We start from the raw sequence: 25667 nt of genomic DNA on the forward strand, positions 1-25667 counted from the left end.
AAATTTCGAACCGATGCCAGAGATTTCTCGTTTTTTTGGAATAGTCATTTATATGTATTTCAAAGATCATCTGCCGCCACACTTTCATGCAGAATATGGGGATCAAGAAGCCCAATTTTCTATTGAAACCGGAAACATTATAGTTGGCGATCTGCCAAGGAAGCAGATCAGGTTAATTCAGGCTTGGGTTGAATTACATAGAGAGGACTTAGTAATCAATTATCAGGAATCACAGAAGGATAACGGCCAGTTTCGTAAAATCAAACCTTTGCAGTAATGAATCCGCGGGTGAAAAAGATATTATCAATTGAACCGTTCGTTATCAAAGCGCTTTGGAGTGATGATAAGGTCAGGACGATTGATTTTGGTCTTTTCCTTTCTGAATATTTTCAAAAGGAACAAAGTCTATATCACAAAATATTGGATAAGAATCGCTTTTTGGAGGCGAAGACAGATGGCAGGACGATTTACTGGGACGATTTGGTTGAGATAATTGACTATGACGGAAAGTCCATTCCCGCGCCGCTGGATTTTTGCCCGGACGTTTTGTTTCAACAATCCTCACTTGCTGAATAATCACTTCAACGTCTGCGTTGTGTAAGTGCTTTCGAAAATTTTGTCGGCGTTTGAGGCTTCGAAACCGTCGCGGCGGTGTTTTCTGGCAATTTTGGCTGGCGGGAGGTTGATGAAGTGAGGAAGCACTTTCCGTTCCGCAAATTCAACATATGAGCCGGAGATTTCTAAAACTTCGTTCGAAGCAAATTCCGCATTAATCATTTGCGCGACGGTTGCACTTTGCAGCAAGCCGCCATCCGGACTAATCTTTATTTTTCCTCCCGAAGTATTCAGCCTGATCCCATTCTTTTCCAAAAAATCATTGAACAAAGCGACTGTGTTATAACCTTCTGGCAAGTTGTGCACGCTGATAGTGAAGTGATTGAGATAATATCTATTGTAAATTACCCAAGCCGCATATTCACTTTCTGATAGCAGCGCTTTGTAATCAGCGGCAGTCGGTGTGCGCCATAACGGACGGTGCAAGAATGCATCCACTTGTTCACCATTATCCAAATCCAGTGAATCGACTGGATCGCTCACCATTTCATCCGTATAACTTCGGATAATGCGCTGACTTTCTTCTGATAAATCGTTCACCCGAAGTTCACTGACGAAAATGCGCGGATCTGTTTCACGCGGCGGACTATACCACCACGCATCAAGCTTTTTGCCTTCAAAAAAATAGTGATCCCGTTTTTGATAACCATAATCCAGAAATATCTTTTCAAACGACTGGATGCCCAGGTTCGGAACGCCCATTGTTCTGAATGCAATGTGATCATTTTCAATGTTATCGGCACTCGTTACGATGTCATTTGACACCATCGCATTCAATATCACACCAACATCGGGAACACGCTCTTTGTAGCGCCGCATTAATCCGTCCAAAACAATGTCTAATGTTGCAAGTTTGTTTGAATTGCTCATAACGAATGAATTTAATGTCCAAAACTTCCCCACGCGGCAGGCGCTGGCGCGAAGCTCCGCTTCGTGCCCAATATTCCAAGGCCTCCGGCCGACCAAAGTGAACAAAAGTCAGTCATCGTGCTCGGAAAATAGAATCATACTCTTAAAATAGCATCGTGATCGACGGCCAGAGGCCTTACAATAAAAATCACGAAGCGAAGCTTCGCGCTATCTCCGCGTTAGCCTCCTTTTGATAGTTCTGCGGAACGTTTCTGAGCAGCGATAATGCCGTTTTTTAATGTTTCATCCAATTGTCCGGCTTCAAATTGCCTCAATGCTGCTTCTGTTGTTCCGCCTTTTGATGCAACGGCTTTGATCAATTCATCCAGGGATTTGTCTGCCGTATTGATCAAATGAAACGAACCTAGCATTGTTTGCTTGACCAACAATGCTGCCACAGACTCCTCAAAACCCATTTGCTTGCCAGCTTCGATCATCGCTTTCACCACATAGAAAAAATAAGCAGGCCCGCTTCCGCTCAATGCAGTTACCGCATTTAATTGCTCCTCATTCTCCAAAAACACCGAACGACCGGTTGCATTAATCAGGTTTTCGATTTTCCTTAACTGATTAATATCGACTTCCGGCGAAGCAGAATAAGCCGTAATGCCCATTCCAAGCATTGCAGGCGTGTTTGGCATGGCCCGGATCACTGCTTTGTGGTCAAGCGCATTTTGTATAATATCGATCGTAACGCCCGCCATGATTGACAAAATCACCTGATTTGGCTTCACAACTTCTCGCAATGCGTGCGAAACCGAAGTGAAATCCTGCGGCTTTACGGACAAGATAATCAGGTCATATTCACTGATCTGCGGCCCGATGACGCCGGTAATGATGCCCGGCTGAAACGCATTCAGACTTTCCATGCGGTCTTCGCTTTTTTCAACAAGTAAAAAATCTTCTTTTTTTACAAGGTCAAATTTCAGGAAAGCGCGCGCAAAGGCCATTCCCATATTGCCGCAGCCGATAATTGCAATTTTCATTTGAAGGATAAGTAATTGTCTCGTAAGCTTTAAACGAATTACGTAACTTTTATACAATTATCGACCTCGTTAAAACAAATTGTAAAATTTCGGCTGGAATGAATTGTGATAGCGACATGTTTGAAAACATATGCCGTTATTGCGTGACTCAAATCAGCGGATTCCGAAATTACGACCGCATTAAAAATTATGTTTTGCCTAAGTGATTTTTGGCAGGCATATATTTTGAAAAATTGATATTATACATTTTTTTACGGCCAAGGAATTTCTTGGTAACCAAATTAACCGACGACTATTGTAATACTTCAATTATGGCTATAAAAGTTGCTATTTCTCATAAAACAAAATACAGGTTTGACAGGAGTGTTTCGCTTTCACCACATATTTTCCGACTTCGTCCTGCGCCGCATTCCAGAACTGCCATTGAAGGTTACTCACTGAAAATCTCCCCCGAAAACCATTTTATAAACTGGCAGCAAGATCCCTTTGGCAACTACCAGGCACGGGTTGTATTTCCAGAAAAAACGACCGAGTTGAGCGTGGAAGTGGAGGTTATTGCCAAAATGCAGGTCATCAATCCCTTTGATTTTTTTGTAGAAGAATACGCAGAAATGTATCCGTTTTCGTACGAGCAAACATTGAAAAAAGAGCTTGGCCCATATCTCGAACCGAGAGAAGCAAGTCCGGCCTTGATGGAATGGGTTGAAAAAGCGAAGGTTAACCAGGACATTAAGATTGTAGACTTCCTGGTTCACCTTAACCAGCAGATTTACAATGCAATACATTACAACATCCGCATGGAGGTGGGCGTGCAGACATGCGAAGAAACACTAAACATTAAAAGCGGTTCCTGCAGGGATTCTGCCTGGCTGCTTGTCCAGATTTTGAGACATTTGGGCATTGCTTCCCGTTTTGTATCGGGTTATCTGGTGCAGCTTACTTCGGATATTAAGTCGCTGGACGGCCCGTCGGGCCCGGAAGAGGATTTCACAGATTTACACGCCTGGACAGAGGCTTATGTGCCCGGTGCAGGCTGGATTGGCCTGGACCCAACGTCAGGACTGTTTGCCAGCGAAGGACACATTCCGCTTTGCTGCACGCCTGATTACGCAAGCGCAGCGCCGGTTTCAGGCGCGACGGACATTTGCGAAGTGACATTTGAATTTGATAACAGAGTGTTCCGCATTCATGAAGATCCGCGGGTCACAAAGCCTTACACAGAAGAGCAATGGGCGGCCGTGATGCAGGTTGGTCACGATGTGGAAAAGGATTTGCAGGAAGGCGATGTGCGCCTAACGATGGGCGGCGAGCCAACATTCATTTCCATCGACGATTTTGAGTCACCGGAATGGAACACTGCTGCGGATGGGCCATTGAAAAGACAACTGGCCTATGATCTGGCATTAAGGCTCAAAAAACGCTTTGCACACGGCGGTTTACTGCATTTTGGACAAGGCAAATGGTATCCCGGCGAGCCGTTTCCGAGATGGCAATACGCACTTTATTGGAGGAATGACGGCGTTCCAATGTGGCGCAATGATGATTTGGTGACCAAAGAAGGCCAGACGAAATACTCTTTCCGTGAAGCAGAGCTTTTTACAACAGAGCTTACAAAATATCTTGGTTTAGATATCAACAACATTACGCCAGCCTACGAAGACCCGATTTATTGGGCAATGGAGGAGGGAAAATTGCCGGTTAATGTGGACCCATTGAAGGTTAATCTTAAAGATTCCATCGAACGGCGGACATTGGCCAAATTATTAGAAAAAGGCCTTAATAATCCCGCAGGATTTGTTTTACCAATAAAATGGAATGAAAAAGGAAAGCATTGGTCGAGTTCTGCCTGGCAGTTCAAGCGCGAACATTGTTTTCTTGTTCCCGGAAATTCAGCAATCGGTTTCCGCTTGCCATTAAAATCGCTTCCCGAAGTGGCAAAATCGCACCGCGAGCAGCCTGTTGAACGCAGTCCTTTTGAGGATTTGCCGCCATTGATTGATTATAAATCGGTTGTGGAATCGCGTTATGGCTCGGTTGCACCGCCTTATGAGCTTCCGGTGAATGCTATTTTTGAGGAAGAAGAGGACGATGACAAAAAGGTAAAAACGCAAAAAGAAGAGGAAGACAAATTGCTGTTTGAGCTTCCGATCATTAAAACGGCGCTTTGCGTAGAAGAGCGCGATGGCATTATATATGTCTATCTGCCGCCAACCGATTATCTGGAACATTATCTGGACTTGATGACGTCAATTGAAGCAACTGCCGAAAAACTCAAAATGCCGGTTCGGATAGAAGGTTATGCAGCGCCAACCGATTCTCGGGTTCAAAAACTGATCGTTACGCCGGATCCAGGCGTAATTGAGGTGAACATTCATCCTGCAAAAAACTGGCAAGAGTTGGTTGATAATGTAAGTGCACTATATGAAGAGGCTTTCTTTTCAAGATTGGGCACCGATAAATTCATGGTTGACGGCCGTCACACCGGAACAGGCGGCGGGAACCACGTCACCATTGGCGGTGCTAAACCTGCGGACAGTCCAATTTTGCGTCGTCCCGATCTGCTAAGGAGTTTATTGACTTACTGGCAGCATCACCCGGCATTGAGTTACCTTTTTGCCGGTCCATTCATTGGTCCTACAAGCCAGGCACCACGCATTGACGAGGGGCGGGATGAAAAGCTTTATGAGGTTGAAATTGCTTTTGACCAAATTCCCGAAGGCGAGGAAGTGCCATTCTGGATGGTGGACCGCATTTTCAGGAATTTGCTGGTGGATATCACGGGCAACACGCACCGCTCCGAATTTTGCATGGACAAGCTTTATTCTCCCGATTCTGCAACGGGACAATTGGGGATTCTGGAATTCCGCGCATTCGATATGCCGCCGCACAAGCACATGAACCTTGTTCAAACATTGCTTGTCCGTGCATTGATCGCCAAATTTTGGAAACAACCTTATAAGCATAAATTGATCCGCTGGGGAACAGAATTGCACGACCGCTTCCTGCTGCCGCATTTCGCTTATTTGGATATGGTGGACGTTGTGAATGACCTGAAAGATGCGGGTTATAACTTCGATATTTCATGGTTTGATCCGTTCTTCGAGTTTCGCTTTCCGCATTATGGAGGCATTACAGTCGACAACATTCAGCTCGATCTGCGACTGGGCATTGAACCGTGGCATGTTTTGGGAGAAGAATTGTCTAACAGCGGCACGGCCCGTTTTGTGGATTCTTCATTAGAACGATTGCAGGTGAAGATCAGCGGATTTATCGAAGGAAGGCACATTCTGGTTTGCAATGGCTGCCGCGTTCCTTTGCGAAGCTCGGGGATTAAAGGGGAATTCGTATCAGGAATTCGCTACAAAGCCTGGAACCCGCCTTCCGCATTGCACCCGACAATCGGGGCTGATGCGCCGCTGGTTTTTGACATTGTTGACACGTGGAATAACCGTATCTTGGGTGGTTGCACTTATTTCGTTTCTCACCCTGGCGGGCGCAGTTTTGACACTTATCCTGTGAATAGTTTCGAGGCAGAATCGCGTAAAATAAGTCTTTTCCAGGGTTTCGGACACACGCCTTCTGCCAAGCAGGAAGTGCCTATCTTGGAAAAAAACACAGGAAGCGTTTCGCGGTTTATCGCTGAGACTAAAAAGGAGATGAAAAGTGACACGCCGATAGAATTAATCAATCCCGAGTATCCAAATACGCTGGATTTGCGTAAATACTGGAAATCGAAATAGATTTCCTGACAAACCTACTGATTGAATTATGCTTACCGAGGCTTCCGTGAATCTTTTACAATCCTATCAAAGCGGGCTCAGCTCTTACGACGAAGTGCTGGATTTGAATGGGAAAATAAAGCCGTATTGGAAAGCGCTTTTTTCGAATTTGGAAAAACTGGGGCTCGACGAAATGAAAAGCCGCAACCAGGAAGTGATCAGCAAACTCCGTGAAAATGGGGTTACTTACAATGTTTACGGAACGCCAGACGGCTTAAACCGTCCCTGGCAACTCGATCCGATTCCTTTTCTGATTGAACAAAAAGAATGGAAAGGCATAGCAAAAGGCTTACAGCAGCGCGCAATCCTGCTCGATTTGGTCTTAAAAGATCTTTACGGGCCAAGAAATCTGGTTAAGGACGGGATCATTCCCGCAGAACTGGTTTTTGATAACACCGGATTTTTTCGTCCATGCATGGACATTAAGCTTCCTGCCAATAAACAACTCACCATGTTCGCCGCCGACATGTCGCGCGGGCCTGACGGGCAAATGTGGATTGTAGACAACCGGACACAGGCGCCCTCGGGATCGGGTTATACATTGGAAAACCGTGTGGTGATGAGTAAGCTCCTTCCCGAACTTGCTGAGGGAATGTATGTTAGCAAATTGTCGCCGTATTTCAACAGTCTGCAAAACACCGTTTTAAAAATATCGGATAAAAGCAAAGAAGCCCCCAACATTGTCTATCTGACGCCCGGGCCAAATAACGAAGCATACTTTGAACACGCATATCTGGCTTCCTATCTTGGTTACACGCTTGCCCAGGGCGACGACCTGCTTGTGCGCAATGGTTGCGTATGGCTGAAATCCATTGACGGTCTCCAGAAAGTTGACGTGATCATTCGCCGCATTGACGATGACTGGTGCGATCCATTGGAATTGCGTGAAGATTCTCGGTTAGGCGTTCCGGGATTGTTGCAGGCGATTCGGCTGGGGAATGTGCAGGTGCTGAACCCGCCGGGAACAAGTGTTCTGGAAAACCATGCTTTTCATGCCTTTATGGGCAACATTAGCAATTATTTTTTGGGTGAAAAGCTGCTGATGCCTTCCGTTGCAACCTGGTGGTGCGGGCATGTGAAGGAATTGAGATATGTTCTGGATCACATGGACGAGCTTATCATTAAAAAGGCAAACCGAAAAACGCGGTTTAAATCCATTTATGGCAGGCTGCTGAGCTCTTCTGAAAAAGAAGAGCTGAAACAAATGATCATGCACCGGCCGCACGAGTTCATTGCGCAGCAGGAAGTGAGCTTGTCAACGACACCGTCCTTTGTAAATGGCAACATTGAGCCGCGTTATGCAGCTTTGCGTGCTTTCATGGTTGCCGACGAAAACGGTTATCACGTGATGCAAGGCGGGTTAACGAGAAGTTCTGCGGTCAAGGATCGGTTTGTTATTTCAAATCAGAATGGCGGCTTATCGAAAGACACCTGGATTGTGTCTGATAAAACGGAGGAAATTCAGGAAAAGATTGTGTTAACATCGCCGATTTCGGTGAATAAGCACGTTTCGTTGCCGAGCCGCAGTGCTGAAAATCTCTTCTGGATCGGTCGTTATTGCGAGCGGACGATGGCGGTGATCAAGTTTATGAACATTACGATCAATGTCCTTAACCTCGACAGAAACTTTGGAGGCTCGGCTAAGCAGGAGCACATTAAGATCTTGCTGCAATCGCTCACGCATCTTTCGTCAACTTATCCCGGCTTTTTAGACGAGGAAGATCCTTTGTCAGATCCTTATCATGAGATTATTGACCTGATTTCCAATACAAGTCGACCCGGAACGATCGCAACAAATATCGGCTCGTTTCTGAATGCAGTAGGAGCGGTGAGGAACCAGTGGGACCAGGAAATCTGGCGCATTGTCGATCTCATTGACAATGGTTATCACGAGATCCGCAATGCCTCGTCTATGCATAACAACAACATTCAAAAGACGCTGGACGGGCTTTTTAATAACATGTTTACATTTTTGGGTGTGATCGCCGAAAGCATGCCGCGGGACAACAGTTTCTTATTACTTGAAACGGGAAAACTGATAGAACGAATTTTGTCAAGGGTAAGCGTTATCCAGTCCAATTTTGGTGTAAAAAATGCGCCGGGTGTTGAAAATGAATTGATAGAGGCGACTTTGATCAATCATCACTTACTGGTGAATTATCGTCAGATATATAAGTCGCATTTGAGCGTGGAAGCAATGCTGGATATGGTTTTATTGGAAAAAACATTGCCTTACTCGCTCGTTTATATGCTCGATGAACTTAAAAGTAACATTGGCAGATTGCCGGTTACGACCAGAGGCGAAAGGCTTAACGAAGCGCAGAAATATATTTTAAAAGCATCAACATTGATCAAGCTTGCCAATGTGCAGGATTTGAGCAAATGCAATGCGTCATCTGAAAGAGCAGAATTATTCGACCTGCTTTCAGAAATCTCAAAGCTGATCAGTTCAGTTTCCGTAAACCTGACCAACATGTATTTCAGCCACACGCTGATGCAACATTCCTTTTACGAACCTGTGGATTACGACACCGATGAAGTATAATCTGATCCACAAAACCGAATACAAATATGCGGAGGCTGTGAACAATTATCACAGTTTGCTATGTCTTGCACCGCGGTCTCTATCCAACCAGCTTTGCCGGAATTTCTCGATCAAAGTCTCTCCCGAACCGTCACAGATCATTGCGCGAACGGATTTTTACGGCAATACAACGCATTATTTTTCGCTCCATTCACCGCATAAAACGCTCACCGTGCTCACAACAGCGACTGTTGAACGGCTTGTTGATGCGACCGGATCATTGTTTTCACCTTCGGACATCAGCTGCCAAAATGCGCGGGAACGTTTAACAGGCGACCGGGCGCTCAAAATATCGCTGCTCGAATTCATGCTGCCAAGTCCTTCGGTTAAGTGGGATCAGGAAATCAGAAATTATGCAGCCGATTGTTTTCAGGAAAACCTGCCGCTTTATGACTGCGTGGCAGCATTATGCCGCAAGATTTACACCGAATTTGATTTCGTCCCGGATTTTACAACCGTGAATACGCCGATTAGGGAGGTGCTTGCAGCGAAAAAGGGCGTTTGTCAGGATTTTTCACACTTAGCCATCGCTTGCATCCGCAGTTTTGGTTTTGCAGCAAGATATGTCAGCGGATATTTGGAAACATTGCCTCCGCCTGGGAAACGCAAGCTGCAAGGCTCAGATGCATCGCACGCGTGGATTTCAGTTTACATTCCCGACTACGGCTGGTGCGATTTTGACCCGACTAATAACATTGTTCCCGGCGAACGGCACATTGTCACCGCCTGGGGCCGCGATTACAGTGATGTGCCACCATTGAAAGGCATCATTTTCAGTTATGGAAAGCACACGCTGACAGTTGAAGTGGATGTGATTCCGGTGTGAAGAATACTTCGGATAAAGAATTTGAGAATTGGCCTCCTTTCTCTAATTTTACCAGATCATTTTGAGATAAGTATACCAAACGTCTTTTAATGTAACCGATGAGCGTGAATCCAGGACAAAGATTGGATTGGCGATGGTTTCCTTCTAAGAATTAAATAATTATAAAATTACGAATGAAAGAATTAGCATTCAGAGATGCCATTCGCGACGCCATGTCGGAAGAGATGCGCCTTGACAAGAGTATTTTTCTAATGGGAGAGGAAGTTGCGGAATACAACGGAGCCTATAAAGCAAGTCAGGGAATGTTGGACGAATTCGGTCCTGAGCGCGTAATCGACACGCCTATTGCCGAGCTTGGTTTTGCAGGGATCGCAGTAGGAGCAGCCGGAAACGGACTTCGCCCCATCGTTGAATTCATGACTTTCAACTTTTCTCTGGTTGCAATTGATCAGATCATCAACAGCGCTGCCAAAATCCTTTCCATGTCTGGCGGGCAATACGGCTGTCCAATCGTTTTCCGCGGACCAACCGGGAACGCAGGACAATTGGGCGCACAACATTCTCAAAACTTCGAGAACTGGTTTGCCAACACGCCTGGTTTAAAAGTGGTTGTTCCTTCTAATCCATATGACGCAAAAGGGCTCCTGAAATCATCTATCCGTGACAATAATCCGGTTATTTTCATGGAATCTGAGGTGATGTATGGCGATAAGATGCAGGTTCCGGAGGAAGAATATCTGATTCCATTGGGCAAGGCAGATGTAAAACGTCAGGGAAAAGATGTTACCATCGTTTCTTTTGGTAAAATGATCCCGCGCGTTGTTATGCCTGCCGTTCTGCAATTGGAAAAAGAGGGCATTGATGTGGAAGTTGTGGATTTGAGAACAGTCCGTCCGATTGACTATGCGACTGTCATTGAATCCGTTAAGAAAACCAACCGCTGCGTTGTTGTAGAAGAAGCCTGGCCATTGGCATCCATTTCAACTGAAATTACATATCACATTCAGCGTCACGCATTTGACTATATGGATGCACCGGTAATTCGCATTACAAACCGCGATGTACCGCTTCCATATGCACCCACATTGATTGAGGAGATCTTGCCAAGCTCCAAGCGCGTAATTGAAGCTGTAAAGTCGGTGCTTTACAAATAATGAACTGACAATATTGACAAAGCCATTTCCTTCCCCGGGTAGTGGCTTTGTTGGTTAAGATGCCCGATGTCACCTAAGTTAAATTTTTTCGACAGGAAGCTTGTTGTAGTTTAAATAATTCCAAAATAGGCAGATTACTAGTACTTTTGTACTTGAAAACGCTCCTTAATATAGATTTACAAATCAATTAAGATTATGCAAGAAGAACGCACAAGATATTCCGAGGAAGAACTTAGGGAATTTGAAGAGCTCATTCGTGGAAAGCTGGAAGCAACAATGAGTGAGTTAAATTATATCAAAGGAGGTTTAAGCAAGAAGAACGACAGCGGCACGGACATCACAGCCGGTTCAGCCAAACTTGTAGAAGACGGCGCAGACGCAAGCGAGCGCGAAAACCTGAGCCAATTGGCAGCCAGATTGCAGAAATATTCCATCCAATTGGAAAATGCCCTGGTTCGCATTAAAAACGGCACTTACGGCATCTGCATCGACACCGGAAAACTAATTCCAAAAGAAAGACTAAGAATCGTCCCCCATACACAACAAACGATTGAAGCGAAGCTGAGAAGAGCGAGTTGAAATGCAGAATTACATAATTAACGACAAGTGATCGAAGGATTGCTTGTCGTTTTTTTGTTACCCTTCATCCTCCGTTCCTAAAACCTCTCTAAAAACTTCCATTAATCCATCGGACGGCTCCTGCCCTTTGTTTTTTGTTTTGAAATATTCCTGAAAGAGCTTTTCCATGCTGAGCGAGAGGTCGATTTCGGTATTGGCGGTCGAGAGTTCGCTTTTTTTAATTTGTGGAATGATCTGAATGATGCCTGAATGTGCTTCGTTAAGGCGCTTCTTGTCTGTGGCTTCCAGATAATTATCGGAAACGATTGTCAGTTCGATGAGATCCTCTTTGTGCTCGGCGAGCCATTCTATCGCTTTGTCAATGTCGTTGAAGCTTTTTCTGCGCAGTTTTTTACCGTTTTTAAGTTCAATCGGCCGAAAAGAAACCAATTTGCCAGCTTCTGCTTCGATCAAAACCACATATTTCGTCTGGTTCGACTCTGAAAAGCTGTAAGCAAGCGGGCTGCTCGAATAAACTGAGGGCGCAGGATTTTTGTCCACAACATGATAACGGTGCAAATGTCCGAGCGCAATGTAATGCACCTTACTTGGGAAATTTTCAGTGTAAATAGCCTGCGCGCCGCCGATGTGCAGGATTGGACGCTCTTCTTCGGGCTCTTCGGGCATAGGGCCGCCTTTTTGCATGACAAACAAATGTGCCATTAAAAGGTTGAATCCTTTATCATCCAGATATTGGTCTGCCAGATCCTGCCAGTGTTTTTGCAAGTGAATGCGGAGCGCTTCTTCGGAATCTTCAACGTCCAAAAATGTCTTCAAACGCTGCTCATTGGCATAAGGCGTATGCAAAATGCGGAGTGGAAAACTTGCATTCGGGAGTTCTATTTCAATAAATCCTTTTGCCGTACGCAAGATTTCAACTTTTGCCTGCGTGCAAAATTGAGAGATTTCCGTGTTTGGAAAACCTACAAATATAATCCCGCAAACTTTCGCCAATGCATCCGGCACCTGGATCCGCTCGGGGGAATCATGGTTTCCTGCAATGGCAATGACGGCTCTGCTTCCGTTGGCAGACAAGCGGTGCAATGTGCTGTATAAGAGTTCGGTGGCTTCGGACGATGGATTGAAATTATCGAAAAGATCACCCGCTATGACAACTGCATCAACATGCTCGTTTTCCGCAATTTGACAGATTTCTTGCAGCACAAGCCGTTGCTCTTCAAGTCTGGAATAATTATCCAGCTTTTTGCCAATGTGCCAGTCAGCGGTGTGGAGGATTTTCATTTTGTGTGATTAATTTAGCGAAAATAACACTTTCATCCGGTAAGTATTGAAATATTCAGCCTCGGCAATTTTGAGTCATTTTCTTCATAAAAGCATTTTTCTATTGGTTGGAATGCTCATGATTCATTGCCAACCGGATGCAGAAACGCAACAAAAAGCAGGCTTAGCAATCTCTTTTGACGATCATTTCATTGACGAATGGTTTGCATTGAGGCCAATGTTTAATCAATATGGTGCCAAAGTTACTTTCTTCATCACCTGTCCGGACAGTCTTTCCGCAGACGAGGTTGCCAAACTCAGACAACTGCAAAGCGACGGACACGAGATCGGTTTCCACGGAACAATTCACGGCAAGTCAACCGAGCTGATCATAGCCGGACCCGATGAATATAAGAAAATAGAATTAACACCAGGCATGTCCAATATGGCGAAGGCGGGTTTCAAACCCACATCTTACGCACATCCGGGCGGCAACCACAACGAGCAAGTCGACTCGGTTTTACGGGCCAATGGTTTCAAAATCCTGCGTGACGTCTCGATTTCGAAGCGTAAATTCAAGGGATTTCAAATGTATGCGCTCGCTCCTCGCTTAATGCCTTGGATTTATTACTCGTTTGATAATGAACGTATTGTTGACGCGCTGCTTATTGACGAAGATGCGGGACTGACAACTGTCGCAATGAACGAGGCATTGGCAAAAGCGACAAGTACAAACAAAGCGCTAATGCTTTTCGGCCATGAACCCTTGTATGGAAAGCCGAAAAATGGTGAATACGGCTTTTATGTGCCGTTTTTGGAAAAAATATTAAGAGAGGCAAAGCGGCAAAATTTGAAATTCTATACCATGTCCGAGCTGCCGGAAATTAACTGACATTTATCGCCCGAAACGCTTGTCTTTGTAGGCTAGCAATGGCTTTTCAAAATAGGAATAGGAAAGCGACGCAACAGCGACAGACCCAACAAAGGTCAAAATGTATAAGCCCAACTGATACGAATCGCCACTCCATGCGGGAAAATATTTATTTAAAATATTGATTATCAAAACAATTACGACAACGTGGTAAATGTAAAGTCCATAGGAGATTTTTCCTAAATGGTTCATCACAGCATTATCCAGGCTTATAATTGAATTGGGATTGCAGGATACATTCAGAATAAAAAAGGCGAAGAAAACCGCATAAATTTCTAAAAAGCCGTAAAAATGAATGCCTGAAAAGAACAATGCGAGAAGCAACGTGTACACGACCACTTGCAGATCTTTCCTGAATATGATTTGCAGAATGTGCGTTTTTTGTTTGTAAACCAGCCACGCGCACAGTCCGCCCAATGCCATGGTTTGAATGCGAAATTGTCCCACAAATGTGCCGATCATTTCTTTTCGCGTCGCCTCATCAACATTGACATAATGCAGTCCGATGAATAAAAGTGCAGCCGTTATACCCAGAAAAAGCAATATGATCGGAATGCGTTTTTTTGGATATTTGATCAGCCAGGGCCAGAGATAATAAAATTGCTCTTCCACGCCGATTGACCAGGTTTGCGCGCACCAGTAAGGCAGGTCATAAAGGACAAAAGCAAAATTGGGCAACACCAGCAAAAGCAGCGTAAGTCGCTCTGTTGCATGCACGGAAAGCTTTTCAGCCGTTCCGGGATAATTTAAAATTTCAATGTGTGGAAATACAAAAAAGGAAAGTCCTATGATCAGAAAGTAAATGGGCCAGATCCGAAAAACCCTGCGCAGATAGAATTTCTTGGCGTCAACATCTCCAAAGCGCCCACGCTCTTCAAGCAATAAATAAGTAATTAGAAAGCCGCTTAACACGAAAAAAAGTCCCACGCCAAGTCGGCCGGCGTGCTGAATAATGGAATGTTCGTAAAGATTTGCGATTCCCAATGCATGCTTCGCTTGTTCCAAATGGTGAAAAACGACCAAAAGGGCTGCTATGCACCGGATTCCATTGAGATTTGGGAAATATCTTTTTTGACCGATCATTGAAACCACGACATCCATTTGCCCTGCGCCTTCATTACTTGTTCAATCAAATCGCGCACAGCGCCGTAGCCGCCTATTTTCGGGGAAATGTAATCTGATATGGCAAGAATTTCATCCACCGAATCTGCCGGACAAGCGCTCAGAACGTTGGTGCGCATGACTTCATAATCAGGCAAATCATCGCCCATATACACAATTTCGTCCTCGGTGAGATTGGTTTCAGCAATGTATTTTTTAAAAATCGGCAGTTTCCCGTCCGGTGAAGTGCCAATAAAAATATCCGTTACACCCAGATATTCAAGGCGCTTGCGCACACCCAGCTGATTTTGCGCAGAAATAATTGCTACGCGATATCCCATTCTGACTGCCCGGTTGATCCCGTAACCATCTTTTACATTGAAACTTCGTGGCTGCTCACCGCTTTCCAGCGCAATTACACTGCCGTCAGTCATGACGCCGTCAATGTCAAAAATGAATGTGGTTATGCGTTTTAGGCGCTCATTTACTGCTGGATCCATGAAAATCAGAATAATGAAGTTCGCAAATATAGCCTAACTTTTCAGGAGACAGCGCCGGTTAGCATTATTTTGAAATATAGAAGTTGCGGATTTTGTCGGTTAGCAGTCGGTAAATTTCCGTCCAATCCTCATTGGTTTCCTGCAAATATTCCAAATGCCGGTTTGTCGTTTTCCAATCGCCGCGCCGCGCCGGACCGGTTTGTCCAAGGGAGGGATCATTAGAAAGCAGCGCTTTGTAAATGGTGGTTTGGATCAGCGGTTTTAACAAATCAAAATTTAGCTGTTCGCGTTCCAGCATGTTTTGAGAAACAGTAAGCATATAATTGGTAAAATTGCTCGCAAAAACCGCCGCCACGTGCAGGATAAACCGCTCGTCCGAATCCATCCGGCTGACATTGTCGCTAATGCTCTGCGCAAGCTGAATAAGCTTATTTTCAATCAGTTCGTTTTTTGATTCGATACAAAAAGGCAATTCCTTATAATCCATTTCAACTCCTTTTGTAAAAGTTTGAAGCGGATAAAAGACGCCGGTGTGCACATATACGTCGCTATAAATCTCAACCAGGTTTTGAAATTCGGCCAAAGATCTTGTGCCAGAAGTGTGGATCAGAATGACGCCTTCCGGAAGCACAATGCGTTCAATGATGCTTTCCAATGCATCGTCAGAAACGGCAATAACAATCACATCTGCCTCGCTATCAGAGAAATTGAGGTCAGGCTGAATGTTGGTGTCGTAAAGGGAAGAAGCAAGTTGACGCGCTTTTTGCGTGTCGCGGCTGTAAACTTCGCAAATCCAATGACCGGCATCTTCGAAAGCCTGCGCAAGATGCCAGGCCACATTTCCGGAACCAACAAAGGAGATTTTCATGCAGCAAACGTTATAACCGCCCTAAGTTATGGCATAAAGTTAATTTCGCAAATCAATTGACAACCGGGGCAGTTTGAGCTTCACTCGTAACGCCACCGGGCAATTCCATGATGCGCATGTTACGAAAATGGATTTCGGCGCCTTCCGCCTCGAGGCAGATGTAGCCTTTTTTCCTTTCTGAATTTCTCAAACCATTCACAAACTTGCCATTAACCGAGAGTTTAACTGTTCCATCCACGCACACCACGACATATTTATTCCATTCGCCTTTGCCCTTCGCGCGCTTTTCGATCGACTTACTTCTTGGGCCGCGCGGATTATCCGGAACGGCCGTTAAGCCCATGGTCGGGAAGAGTTCTCCGTGCACATAATCCTCCGTTGCATTGTGTTGTCTTGCATAATCGAGTTCAAGCATCTGCACTTCAATGGCTTTTGTGAGCGGATCGTGCTCCTGCGGCGTGCCTTCGCTCCAGATGAAGATTCCGGAATTGCCGCCCGCTTCCATATGCTTCCATTCCACTTCCAAAATGAAATTCTCATATTGCCGATCCGAGCGCATGACGCCAATGGGTTTTCCTGAACAAATCAATGTGCCGTTTTTCACTTTCCAGGTTTCCTTGGAAGTGTTTACATCCACCCAGCCTTTTAGATTTTTTCCGTTAAAAAGGGGCCTGAAAGCCAATGTTTCCGGTTCTTGAGCATGACTTTTGAAAAACAAAAGGAGAACCAGCAAAAGGGCTGTTATCACTGAAAAGAACAAGCGCGCAGATTTGTCTTTCATAGGACGAATGTTAAATCGTGGATGAAACAGGGTTGGGAATGCTGCAATATCGCAATTCTTCGGGCTCCATAACTATCTTTGCCGAAGTCCACTTTTCACAACCAATTCTCACACTAATCACATCAAAAAATGCTTCGAATGAAACGGCTCTACGCACTTGTGGTTGCAGCAACACTTTTTATGGCTGTAAAAGGATATGGTCAAACGCAATCTCAGGCAAGCGCAGCTATTGACGTAGGAACGGGTTTTAGCAATGATAATTCCTGGGCTCCGTCGGTGTTATATTATGAACAGGTGAGCTTGAACCGGGCGCCATGGTTTAGGTTTGGATTGGGAATCAGGGCCTGGGGATATTATGCAGACCGTACGAACCTTTACACCCGGACCGATTCTCCGCAGGATTATCTTGAATATGATAAGGTTTCGGTAAATGGGTTGAGTTTTGTGGTCGGTGCGAATCTTCGGTTTTGGAAAATTGATCTGGGTGTAAATACGGATCTTATTGGCGCATCTTTTGGCTCAAAACGCAGTGGGTTTTATGAGAAAAGCACCAACACACCCGGGGTTGGGGCACCTAATTATAATAAGTGGCTGAAAACTTCTCCGGTCATATTCAATGCAGTGCCGCTGTTTGTAGAAAATTACAATGGACAATCGGAAGCTTATGCGCGGATTTATATAGGCAGGCGCATTGGTGTGAAAATTGGTTATTTATATGGTCACGTCGCTTATCGCACGAGAAACAAAAACGACAGCAAGGTTTTCCTGGATAACAATCAGCGACGCATTTCACAGAACTACGGTGTGCCGTATGCAGCCGTGAGTTTTCCCCTATTTCAGTGACCATTGCCCAATTTTGAATATGTGCTGATAACCCGCAGCAGCGCGAAATTCAAAAACATACTTGTTATTCAATTTGTTAAACTCTATATTTGCACTCCCATTTTGCGATGGGACTGTCTTGTTACAGTGTAATTTATTGAAAATCAATTAAAATTTTGTTAATCGTGGATACGTTAAGCTACAAAACCATCTCGGCGAACAAAAACACAGTGAACAAGGAGTGGGTTGTTGTGGATGCTCAGGATGCAATTTTAGGCCGTTTGGCTAGCGAAGTTGCTAAAATTATCAGAGGCAAACACAAAGCAAGCTACACTCCTCATGTGGACTGTGGTGATAATGTTATCATTATCAACGCCGATAAAATTAAGTTGACAGGAAAGAAGATGTCGGACAAAATTTATGTTCGCCATACCGGATATCCAGGAGGTCAGCGTTTTCAAACTCCCCGTGAGTTGCTCGAAAAACACCCAGAGCGTGTAATCGAGAAAGCCGTAAGAGGCATGCTTCCAAAGAACCGTTTGGGACGTCGTTTGTTTACTAATCTGTTTGTTTACGCTAAGCCGGAACATCCGCACAGCGCGCAGCAACCAAAAGAAATCCAGTTGTAATTCATGGAAGTTATCAACACAATAGGTAGAAGAAAAACAGCCGTGGCTCGTATTTATATGTCGCCAGGAAAAGGAGACATTAAGGTTAACGGACGCGACTACAAGGAATATTTTCCTTTTGAAGTGCACCAAATCGTTCTTCAGCAGCCTTTTGCTGTTATCAGCGGAGGCAATGGTTATGATCTTAAAGTGAATGTAAGAGGTGGCGGAATCACTGGTCAGGCGGAAGCAATCCGTATGGCTATTTCCCGTGCACTTTGCGAATATAATGGAGAGTTCCGTGGCGCTTTGAAAAAAGAAGGATTCCTTACCCGTGACCCTCGTATGGTTGAGCGTAAGAAATACGGACGCGCTAAGGCTCGTAAGAAATTCCAGTTCTCGAAACGTTAAGAGTTCAGGGTTTAGAGTCCATAAGTTTAAAGTTCAATATTCTTTTAACTCTAAACTCATAAACTTTAAACTAAAAAAGGTCCAGGCAGTACTTATCGTGCCCGATGTGCTGTGCTGCGTAATCTAAAAATCATTTTATTTTTAAAACATTATCTGTAATGGCACAAATAGAATATAAGGAATTATTGGATGCAGGTGTCCATTTTGGTCACCTTACCCGCAAGTGGGATCCACGTATGGCTCCATACATCTTTATGGAGAAGAACGGGATCCACATCATTGACCTGAACAAAACTTTGAGCTGCGTCGATCAGGCGGAAGCCGCATTGAAGCAGATCGTTCGTTCAGGACGTAAGATCATGTTTGTTGCTACTAAAAAACAAGCACAGGAAATCGTAACGGAAGAGGCGAAACGCCTTAAAATGCCTTACGTAACTGATCGCTGGTTGGGTGGTATGCTTACAAACTTCGGCACAATTCGCAAGTCTTTGAAAAAAATGCAGACTCTTGAGAAGATGCTAAAAGACGAAACCACGGTTAGCAATATTGCGAAAAGAGAACGCCTGATGCTTACACGTGAAAAGGATAAATTGGAAAGAGTGTTGGGTGGTGTAGCTGACCTAACGCGCCTTCCTGCTGCCCTTTTCATCGTTGATGTAAAACGCGAGCACATTGCAGTTTCAGAAGCAAAAAGATTGAACATCCCCATTTTTGCAATCTGTGACACAAACTCAAACCCAGAACTGGTTGACTTCCCGATTCCAAGTAATGATGATGCTTACAAAGCCATCTCATTAATCACTTTGGCAATTGGAAAAGCAATTGAAGAAGGTTTGATGGAACGCAAACAAGATAAAGACGATCAGCGCCTTGTAGAGGAAGAAGAAGCAAAACGTCAGGTTGACAAAGGCAATGAAGAAGCTGCACCCGCAGCGCCTCGCGCCGAAGTTGCCACAGAGACTAGTGCCGCTGAAAGTGATGAAGCGTAATCAGGGCAATAAGGAATAGGTTTCTGACCTTTCCTGTCTGAACAGATAAAGTAGCCCATGGCCTAATTGCTATGGGCTACAGTTTTTTAAAATTCAATCGGAACCGGATTTGTTAACGATTTCATCATTCAAAAGTAACAGCCGTTTCCACTCAAATCAGTAATAATTAATACTAAAATAAATCATGGCAATTACCGCACAAGATGTAAACAAACTCCGCCAAATGACTGGCGCAGGCATGATGGATTGTAAAAAAGCACTTCAGGAAGCTGATGGTGATTTTGACAAAGCCGTTGATATTCTTCGTAAACAAGGTCAGAAAGTAGCAGCCAAACGTGCTGATAATGCTGTTTCAGAAGGCACAGTGGTTGTAAAAATCAGCGCTGACGGAACAAACGGAAAGCTGATCGCATTTGCTTGCGAAACTGAACCAGTTTCCAATGTAGAGGATTTCAAAAATCTGGCGCAAAGCATTTTGGACAAAGCAGTTGCAGACAACATTGCTGATAAAGATGCATTGCTTTCAGCAACATTGCCTGATGGCCGCCCAGTGAGCGAGCACATTGTTGACCTTGTTGGTAAATTGGGTGAGAAGCTTGAAATCACTGCTTACGAAAATGTAACAGCTGATCAGGTTGTTCCTTACATTCACTCCAATGGCAAATTGGGCGTTCTTGTAGCGTTTGAAGGCGTTAACGGAACGGATGTTAATGAGCTTGGAAAAGATGTTGCCATGCAAATCGCGGCCATGAAGCCAATCGCTTTGGACAAAGACGAAGTGGATTCTGCAACCGTTGAGCGTGAAATCGAAGTGGGTAAAGAACAAGCAAGAGCGGAAGGCAAACCAGAAGCAATGCTGGAAAAAATTGCGCAGGGTAAATTGCAGAAATTCTATAAAGACAACACGTTGCTTAACCAGGAATTCGTAAAGGATTCTTCGCTAACAATTCGCCAGTTATTAGAGAAAACTGCGAAAGGATTAACTGTAAAATCTTTCAAAAGAGTTGCAATAGGCGCTTAAAAAGCACTTTTCTTAAAATAATGTCGACAACGCCTGGTATGTATTTGTATACCAGGCGTTGTTTTTTAATATTTACAAAAAATTGATTAATCTATTAATTTTTTGGACACACATTATAAGTGATATTGCATTAAAATGATTGAAGGAATCGCTGATTGTGCATGGCATAATTGCACAGACGAGAAATTGGTTAAGCTCTTTTTAAAAACCGGTGAAAACCGATATTTTGAAATTCTTTACGATCGATATTCCTTTAAAGTTTTTCAAAAGTGCTTTACAATCACACGTGACGCAGGCATTGCCGAAGACCTTACCCACGACATTTTTCTTAAACTGGTTAATAAGCTCGATACATTTAAGAAAGATGCGAAATTCTCCACCTGGCTGTTTTCTGTTACTTACAACCATTGCATGGACCTAATTCGGTCCAACAAGAAAAAAATAGTTACCATTCACCGAGAAAGTGCTGACGGGATTGACCACATGAACCTGGACGAAATGTTCGGCGTGGAAGAGGTTAATACAAAGATTTTGAGGCTCGCGCTCGAACGTTTGAATCCCGAAGAAAAGACATTGCTTTATATGAAGTATATGGATGACCGGAGCATTCGTTATATTGCAGGATCAGCTCAATTGACCGAAAGTGCAGTGAAAATGAGGCTTATGCGCTCCCGTGAAAAGTTGCGGCGAGCATATCTGGAAATTGCGTATTTGGCTAAGCTGCGCAAATAGCTTTATATTTTGGAAAGCAACCCCGATGTAATGCAATCGTGGGATGTATATTTTTTGATTCAAGTAACTAACCTCAACTTCTTATGCTTCAGGAATTCAAAACGTTCATTGCCAAAGGAAACGTCCTTGATTTGGCTGTCGGTGTCGTAATTGGTGCTTCATTTGCAAAAATAACCACTTCACTTGTCGAAGACATTATTAATCCCATTTTAGGTTTGCTGATCGGTGGAGTTGATTTCACCCAGCTTAAAATTGTATTGAAAGAAGCAGTTGGAAAAACGCCGGAAGTTGCCATTAAATATGGCAATTTCATCCAGGTGCTTATTCAATTCCTGATCATTGCATGGGTGATTTTCATGGTTGTTAAGCTGGCCAATCGGCTGAGAATTTCAGAATCCCTGGCTGCCAAAGAATAACAAATGCTGATAGAATAATTTTGACAACGAGATACAACTAATGTGTCTCGTTTTTTATTGCACTTATTAATTCAATAGGCAAAAATCTTTTCTGGAAAAGATTTACCTTCGTGTTCAATGCTGTTTGTTCAACGTTTAAAAGAAGTCTTGTGCAAAAAAAGGTCGTTATTTTGGGTGGAGGAGAAAGCGGCACGGGAGCCGCAATCCTAGCCAAATCCAAAGGTTTTGATGTTTTTCTATCAGATCGGGGCCAATTAAATCAAAAGTACATTGACATTCTTAACAGAGAAAATATTCCTTTTGAACAGGGAGCACATTCCGAAGAAACAATTTTAGACAGCGTGCTTGTCATTAAAAGTCCCGGAATTCCTGACACCGTCCCGCTGGTGGTCGCACTAAAAGAAAAAGGCATTCCCGTTATTTCTGAAATTGAATTTGCGTCCAGCTTCACCGATGCACAACTGATTGCAATTACAGGCAGCAATGGAAAAACCACTACGACGCTGCTCACTTATCATTTGCTTAAAAATGCAGGATTGAATGTAGGGCTGGCCGGAAATATCGGTGATAGCTTTGCATGGCAAGTTGCCGAGAAGCATTTTGATTATTATGTTTTGGAAATAAGCAGTTTTCAGTTGGATAACATCATTGATTTTCATCCCAACATTGCTGTTTTACTCAACATCACGCCTGATCATCTAGACCGTTACGCTTACAACTTCCAGAATTACATTGATTCAAAATTTAATATCATACAAAATCAGACCGAAAATGATCATTTCATCTTCTTCGAGGATAGCGAAGTGATTATGTCGGAATTGTCAAAGCGGAATGTTGATTCGAAAAAAGTTCGCATTTCACTCACGAATGAGCCTGAGAACGGAGCTTATTTGAAAGGCAATAAGTTGGTGTCTAATGTTGGCACAAATGCATTTGAGCAACCCTTTGATGAGTTGCCAATAAAGGGCCCGCATAATGCGATTAATGCAATGGCCGCCATCGCGGTTGCACAACTTGTTGGCCTGAATGCACAGCAAATCAGTGAGGGATTGAAATCTTTCACCAACGCCCCGCACCGCCTAGAGCAAGTGCAAGTAATTGATGAAGTAACTTACATTAACGACTCCAAAGCAACCAATGTCGATTCGGTTTTTTATGCATTGGGAAGCTTCGATCAACCTGTTGTTTTGATAGCTGGTGGCGTTGATAAAGGCAATGATTACAGCCAAATAGAATCGCTGGTGCGTAATAAAGTGAAGGCATTAATAGTTTTAAGCAAGGATATTGAAAAGTTAGTAAGTTATTTTTCGGGCATTGTTCCGCAAATATATACGACTCAGGACGTTCAGGATGCTGTTAATAAGGCGCAGGAGTGGAGTGTTCCGGGTGATGTGGTGCTGCTTTCTCCGGCCTGTGCAAGTTTTGATTTATTCAAAAATTACGAGGACCGGGGCGAAAAATTCAAAGCGGCGGTCAGAAATCTTACCAGTCAAAATTAGTCAATCATTACTTCGGTCATCAATATGGATTTCTTGTTAAAATCAAGAGAAGACACGCAGGCATGGTTCAGTAAAAATCTCAAGGGCGACCCATGGATTTGGGGCATTTGCATTGTAATGCTTCTGTGGAGCATTGTGGTCGTGTACAGCGCGAGTGTAAAGGACGCTTACAGTCAAATGGACGGCAACACCGAATATTATCTTTACAAACACGTTTTGTTGTGCTTCCTCTCGCTGATGGTCATGTATTTTGTCCATCGCATTCCTTATATCAAATTTGTCTACGTCACCCGCCTCGCGGTTTGGAGCTCCATATTGCTGCTGATTTTCACCATGTTTTTCGGAACATCTGTCAATGATGCGGCTCGGTGGATAGAAATTCCAGTAATTGGCCAGCGTTTTCAGCCATCCGAATGGGCGAAAGTCGCACTGATTGCGCACTTATCACTCATTTTGGCAAGACACATCAAAGGCGGCTGGAACACACGTGAGCTTTTTATGGAGCCGCTGGCATTAGTCGGTGTGGTTTGCGGACTGATTTTTACAAGCAATGTGTCAACCGCTGTAATGCTTGCTGGGATTTGCTTTCTGTTAATGTTCGTAGGAAAAGTGCCCTTGCATTATTTGATCTTCACCGCAATGGGGCTTGTCTTTTTTGGCACGATTGCCATTTTGCTCAATTCTACACAACGGTCCGGAACGGCGCAGAACAGGATCTCCGCTTTTTTTGATAAGGACATTGTGGTTTACCAATCGCAGCAATCCTATATGGCCATGGCGAGAGGCGGACTTTATGGAGAAGGTGTTGCCAAAAGCCGCCAGCGACGGTTTCTTCCCGAGCCGCAAAAAGACTTCATATTCGCTGTTGCCGTGGAAGAATATGGCACATTGGGCGGAACAATCCTGATTATTCTTTATCTCATTCTTTTATACAGAGGCTTAAAAGCCATTGAGGCAACCAAACGGCCTTTCGGGGGATTGCTTTCGGCGGGCCTGACATTTATCGTCGTCAGCCAGGCATTTTCGGCTATGGCGGTTACGGTTGGTTTGGTGCCGGTTACAGGGCAAACATTGCCATTTTTTAGTCAGGGCGGGACTTCTTTGCTCTTTACCGGCATTGCAATGGGCATGATCCTCAGCGTAAGCCGCGGCGAAACAGTGGAAGAGAAAAGAATTTAGGATGTCGAAAAAAGTGATTATAAGTGGCGGAGGAACCGGGGGGCACATTTATCCCGCGATTGCAATTGCCAATGCTTTACAGAAAAACGATCCGGACCTCGAAGTCCTGTTTGTTGGCGCTTTGGGTAAAATGGAAATGGAAAAAGTGCCGCGTGCGGGTTATGAAATTGTTGGTCTGCCCATCGCAGGCATTCAGCGCAAATTGTCGCTGGATAACCTGTTGCTGCCCTTCAAACTCATTAACAGTTTGTCAAAAGCAAAAGCGATCATCGCTGATTTCAAACCAGATGCCGCGGTTGGAGTTGGTGGATTTGCAAGTGGTCCTTTGTTAATGATGGCTTCATTGGCCGGAATCCCAACATTGATCCAGGAGCAAAATTCCTATGCTGGGATTACAAATAAGTTTCTTGCCAAAAAAGCAAAGAAGATTTGCGTTGCTTATCCTGGAATGGAGTCGTTTTTTCCAAAAGACAAGATTGTCATCCTGGGAAATCCGGTCCGGAGCGACATTGTGGACGTTTCGGCCAGGAATAAAGAGGCGCTCATTGAGTTTGGATTAAATGGCGCTGCCAAAACTTTGTTCGTGATGGGCGGAAGTTTGGGCGCGAGGTCAATCAATGAAAGCATTAATGCAGGACTCGAACGCTTGCTGGAAGCGGGTTATCAGGTCTTGTGGCAAACCGGAAAAAGTTACATTGATACAGCCAAACAAACCATTGCGGCGCTTGGAACGGACAAGGTTAAGGCCTTCGACTTCATTTATACGATGGATTTGGCCTATGCAGTCGCAAATGTGGTGATTTCAAGGGCGGGCGCATTGTCCGTTTCAGAACTTTGTCTGGCTGCGAAACCTTCCATTCTGGTTCCCTATCCGGCTGCGTCCGAAGATCACCAGACCAAAAACGCTTTGACATTGGTGGAGCAGGATGCTGCATTGATGATCAAAGATTCGGAAACGGGTGAGAAACTCGTTACTGAGGCACTTGCGCTTTTGCAGGACATTGGAAGACAGGAAAACCTAAAAGCCAATATCCGCAAACTGGCCAGGCCCAATGCCGCCGATGATATAGCAGCAGAAGTTTTGAAATTGATTAAGTAAATATACTCAGGACAAGAT

25 protein-coding genes are annotated in these 25667 nt (G+C 44.3%); 18 read left to right on the top strand and 7 right to left on the bottom strand.

From position 1 onward, the window contains the following. Nucleotides 1-13: 13 nt before the first annotated feature. Together LZG73_RS20495 and LZG73_RS20500 are read left to right on the top strand one after the other, a co-directional pair. Nucleotides 14-277 (top strand): DUF4160 domain-containing protein, encoded by a 264-nt coding sequence (locus LZG73_RS20495; protein ID WP_233854103.1) that lies wholly within the window; start codon nucleotides 14-16, stop codon nucleotides 275-277. Next, nucleotides 277-576: a hypothetical protein gene (locus tag LZG73_RS20500; RefSeq protein WP_233854105.1), complete on the top strand. Its 300-nt coding sequence runs from the start codon at nucleotides 277-279 to the stop codon at nucleotides 574-576. Before LZG73_RS20495 ends, LZG73_RS20500 begins: the two co-directional genes overlap by 1 nt. Here the strand turns inward: LZG73_RS20500 and LZG73_RS20505 are convergent, their stop codons facing one another. Both LZG73_RS20505 and proC read right to left on the bottom strand, forming a co-directional pair. Further along, a complete protein-coding gene (locus tag LZG73_RS20505) occupies nucleotides 577-1485 on the bottom strand; it encodes a DUF1338 domain-containing protein (RefSeq protein ID WP_233854107.1) in 909 nt (302 codons plus the stop codon). It lies immediately after the preceding gene. A gap of 218 nt (nucleotides 1486-1703) precedes the next feature. Further along, nucleotides 1704-2510 (bottom strand): pyrroline-5-carboxylate reductase, encoded by an 807-nt coding sequence (gene proC / locus LZG73_RS20510; RefSeq protein WP_233854116.1) that lies wholly within the window; start codon nucleotides 2508-2510, stop codon nucleotides 1704-1706. A gap of 311 nt (nucleotides 2511-2821) precedes the next feature. On the opposite strand from proC, the gene LZG73_RS20515 reads away from it, so the two are divergent. The 5 genes from LZG73_RS20515 to LZG73_RS20535 all read left to right on the top strand — a co-directional run bounded on the left by LZG73_RS20515 (nucleotide 2822) and on the right by LZG73_RS20535 (nucleotide 11432). Next, on the top strand, nucleotides 2822-6250 hold the full coding sequence (locus tag LZG73_RS20515) for a DUF2126 domain-containing protein (RefSeq protein WP_233854117.1): 3429 nt from the start codon (nucleotides 2822-2824) through the stop codon (nucleotides 6248-6250). Between the two features lie 28 nt (nucleotides 6251-6278). Then, a complete protein-coding gene (locus LZG73_RS20520; protein ID WP_233854118.1) occupies nucleotides 6279-8834 on the top strand; it encodes a circularly permuted type 2 ATP-grasp protein in 2556 nt (851 codons plus the stop codon). After that, the gene (locus LZG73_RS20525) at nucleotides 8824-9699 is read left to right on the top strand and encodes a transglutaminase family protein (RefSeq protein ID WP_233854119.1); all 876 of its coding nucleotides are present in this window, start codon (nucleotides 8824-8826) and stop codon (nucleotides 9697-9699) included. Before LZG73_RS20520 ends, LZG73_RS20525 begins: the two co-directional genes overlap by 11 nt. Nucleotides 9700-9872: 173 nt before the next feature. Beyond that, the gene (locus LZG73_RS20530) at nucleotides 9873-10853 is read left to right on the top strand and encodes a pyruvate dehydrogenase complex E1 component subunit beta (RefSeq protein ID WP_233854120.1); all 981 of its coding nucleotides are present in this window, start codon (nucleotides 9873-9875) and stop codon (nucleotides 10851-10853) included. 192 nt (nucleotides 10854-11045) lie between these two features. Then, nucleotides 11046-11432, top strand: coding sequence for a TraR/DksA C4-type zinc finger protein (locus tag LZG73_RS20535; protein WP_233854227.1), 387 nt, complete (start codon nucleotides 11046-11048; stop codon nucleotides 11430-11432). A gap of 57 nt (nucleotides 11433-11489) precedes the next feature. Here LZG73_RS20535 and LZG73_RS20540 read toward each other — a convergent pair whose 3' ends face one another. Continuing rightward, on the bottom strand, nucleotides 11490-12713 hold the full coding sequence (locus tag LZG73_RS20540) for an exonuclease subunit SbcD (RefSeq protein ID WP_233854124.1): 1224 nt from the start codon (nucleotides 12711-12713) through the stop codon (nucleotides 11490-11492). Between the two features lie 118 nt (nucleotides 12714-12831). Here LZG73_RS20540 and LZG73_RS20545 point away from each other — a divergent pair, with 118 nt between their 5' ends. Beyond that, on the top strand, nucleotides 12832-13584 hold the full coding sequence (locus tag LZG73_RS20545; protein WP_233854131.1) for a polysaccharide deacetylase family protein: 753 nt from the start codon (nucleotides 12832-12834) through the stop codon (nucleotides 13582-13584). A gap of 3 nt (nucleotides 13585-13587) precedes the next feature. Here the strand turns inward: LZG73_RS20545 and LZG73_RS20550 are convergent, their stop codons facing one another. From LZG73_RS20550 to LZG73_RS20565, 4 genes are all read right to left on the bottom strand, one after another. Further along, nucleotides 13588-14724: an acyltransferase gene (locus LZG73_RS20550; RefSeq protein ID WP_233854133.1), complete on the bottom strand. Its 1137-nt coding sequence runs from the start codon at nucleotides 14722-14724 to the stop codon at nucleotides 13588-13590. After that, entirely contained in the window at nucleotides 14703-15224 is a 522-nt protein-coding gene (locus LZG73_RS20555; RefSeq protein ID WP_233854135.1) for an HAD family hydrolase, read from the bottom strand. Before LZG73_RS20555 ends, LZG73_RS20550 begins: the two co-directional genes overlap by 22 nt. Nucleotides 15225-15288: 64 nt before the next feature. Next, nucleotides 15289-16092: a Rossmann-like and DUF2520 domain-containing protein gene (locus LZG73_RS20560; protein ID WP_233854140.1), complete on the bottom strand. Its 804-nt coding sequence runs from the start codon at nucleotides 16090-16092 to the stop codon at nucleotides 15289-15291. Nucleotides 16093-16144: 52 nt separating this feature from the next. Then, nucleotides 16145-16873, bottom strand: a complete 729-nt coding sequence (locus LZG73_RS20565) for a DUF1080 domain-containing protein (protein WP_233854142.1) — start codon at nucleotides 16871-16873, stop codon at nucleotides 16145-16147. A gap of 138 nt (nucleotides 16874-17011) precedes the next feature. Here LZG73_RS20565 and LZG73_RS20570 point away from each other — a divergent pair, with 138 nt between their 5' ends. The 10 genes from LZG73_RS20570 to murG all read left to right on the top strand — a co-directional run bounded on the left by LZG73_RS20570 (nucleotide 17012) and on the right by murG (nucleotide 25649). Further along, nucleotides 17012-17716, top strand: a complete 705-nt coding sequence (locus tag LZG73_RS20570; RefSeq protein ID WP_233854144.1) for a hypothetical protein — start codon at nucleotides 17012-17014, stop codon at nucleotides 17714-17716. Between the two features lie 164 nt (nucleotides 17717-17880). Next, complete coding sequence (gene rplM / locus LZG73_RS20575) at nucleotides 17881-18324, top strand: 50S ribosomal protein L13 (protein ID WP_233854153.1); 444 nt, start codon at nucleotides 17881-17883, stop codon at nucleotides 18322-18324. 3 nt (nucleotides 18325-18327) lie between these two features. Beyond that, nucleotides 18328-18714, top strand: coding sequence for a 30S ribosomal protein S9 (gene rpsI, locus LZG73_RS20580; protein ID WP_233854155.1), 387 nt, complete (start codon nucleotides 18328-18330; stop codon nucleotides 18712-18714). 158 nt (nucleotides 18715-18872) lie between these two features. Further along, nucleotides 18873-19703 (top strand): 30S ribosomal protein S2, encoded by an 831-nt coding sequence (rpsB, locus tag LZG73_RS20585; protein WP_233854157.1) that lies wholly within the window; start codon nucleotides 18873-18875, stop codon nucleotides 19701-19703. A 184-nt stretch (nucleotides 19704-19887) separates the two neighbouring features. Next, entirely contained in the window at nucleotides 19888-20724 is an 837-nt protein-coding gene (gene tsf / locus LZG73_RS20590) for a translation elongation factor Ts (RefSeq protein WP_233854159.1), read from the top strand. A gap of 135 nt (nucleotides 20725-20859) precedes the next feature. Next, nucleotides 20860-21456 (top strand): RNA polymerase sigma factor, encoded by a 597-nt coding sequence (locus tag LZG73_RS20595; protein ID WP_233854161.1) that lies wholly within the window; start codon nucleotides 20860-20862, stop codon nucleotides 21454-21456. 83 nt (nucleotides 21457-21539) lie between these two features. Continuing rightward, nucleotides 21540-21872: a large-conductance mechanosensitive channel protein MscL gene (mscL, locus tag LZG73_RS20600; protein ID WP_233854169.1), complete on the top strand. Its 333-nt coding sequence runs from the start codon at nucleotides 21540-21542 to the stop codon at nucleotides 21870-21872. 149 nt (nucleotides 21873-22021) lie between these two features. Then, nucleotides 22022-23371, top strand: a complete 1350-nt coding sequence (gene murD, locus LZG73_RS20605) for a UDP-N-acetylmuramoyl-L-alanine--D-glutamate ligase (RefSeq protein ID WP_233854170.1) — start codon at nucleotides 22022-22024, stop codon at nucleotides 23369-23371. Nucleotides 23372-23395: 24 nt separating this feature from the next. Beyond that, nucleotides 23396-24550, top strand: a complete 1155-nt coding sequence (locus LZG73_RS20610; protein WP_233854171.1) for an FtsW/RodA/SpoVE family cell cycle protein — start codon at nucleotides 23396-23398, stop codon at nucleotides 24548-24550. A 1-nt stretch (nucleotide 24551) separates the two neighbouring features. Continuing rightward, nucleotides 24552-25649 (top strand): undecaprenyldiphospho-muramoylpentapeptide beta-N-acetylglucosaminyltransferase, encoded by a 1098-nt coding sequence (gene murG, locus LZG73_RS20615; RefSeq protein WP_233854173.1) that lies wholly within the window; start codon nucleotides 24552-24554, stop codon nucleotides 25647-25649. The last annotated feature ends 18 nt before the right edge of the window (nucleotides 25650-25667 follow it).

This window comes from Dyadobacter sp. CY326 (assembly GCF_021390515.1).
GTDB lineage: Bacteria > Bacteroidota > Bacteroidia > Cytophagales > Spirosomataceae > Dyadobacter.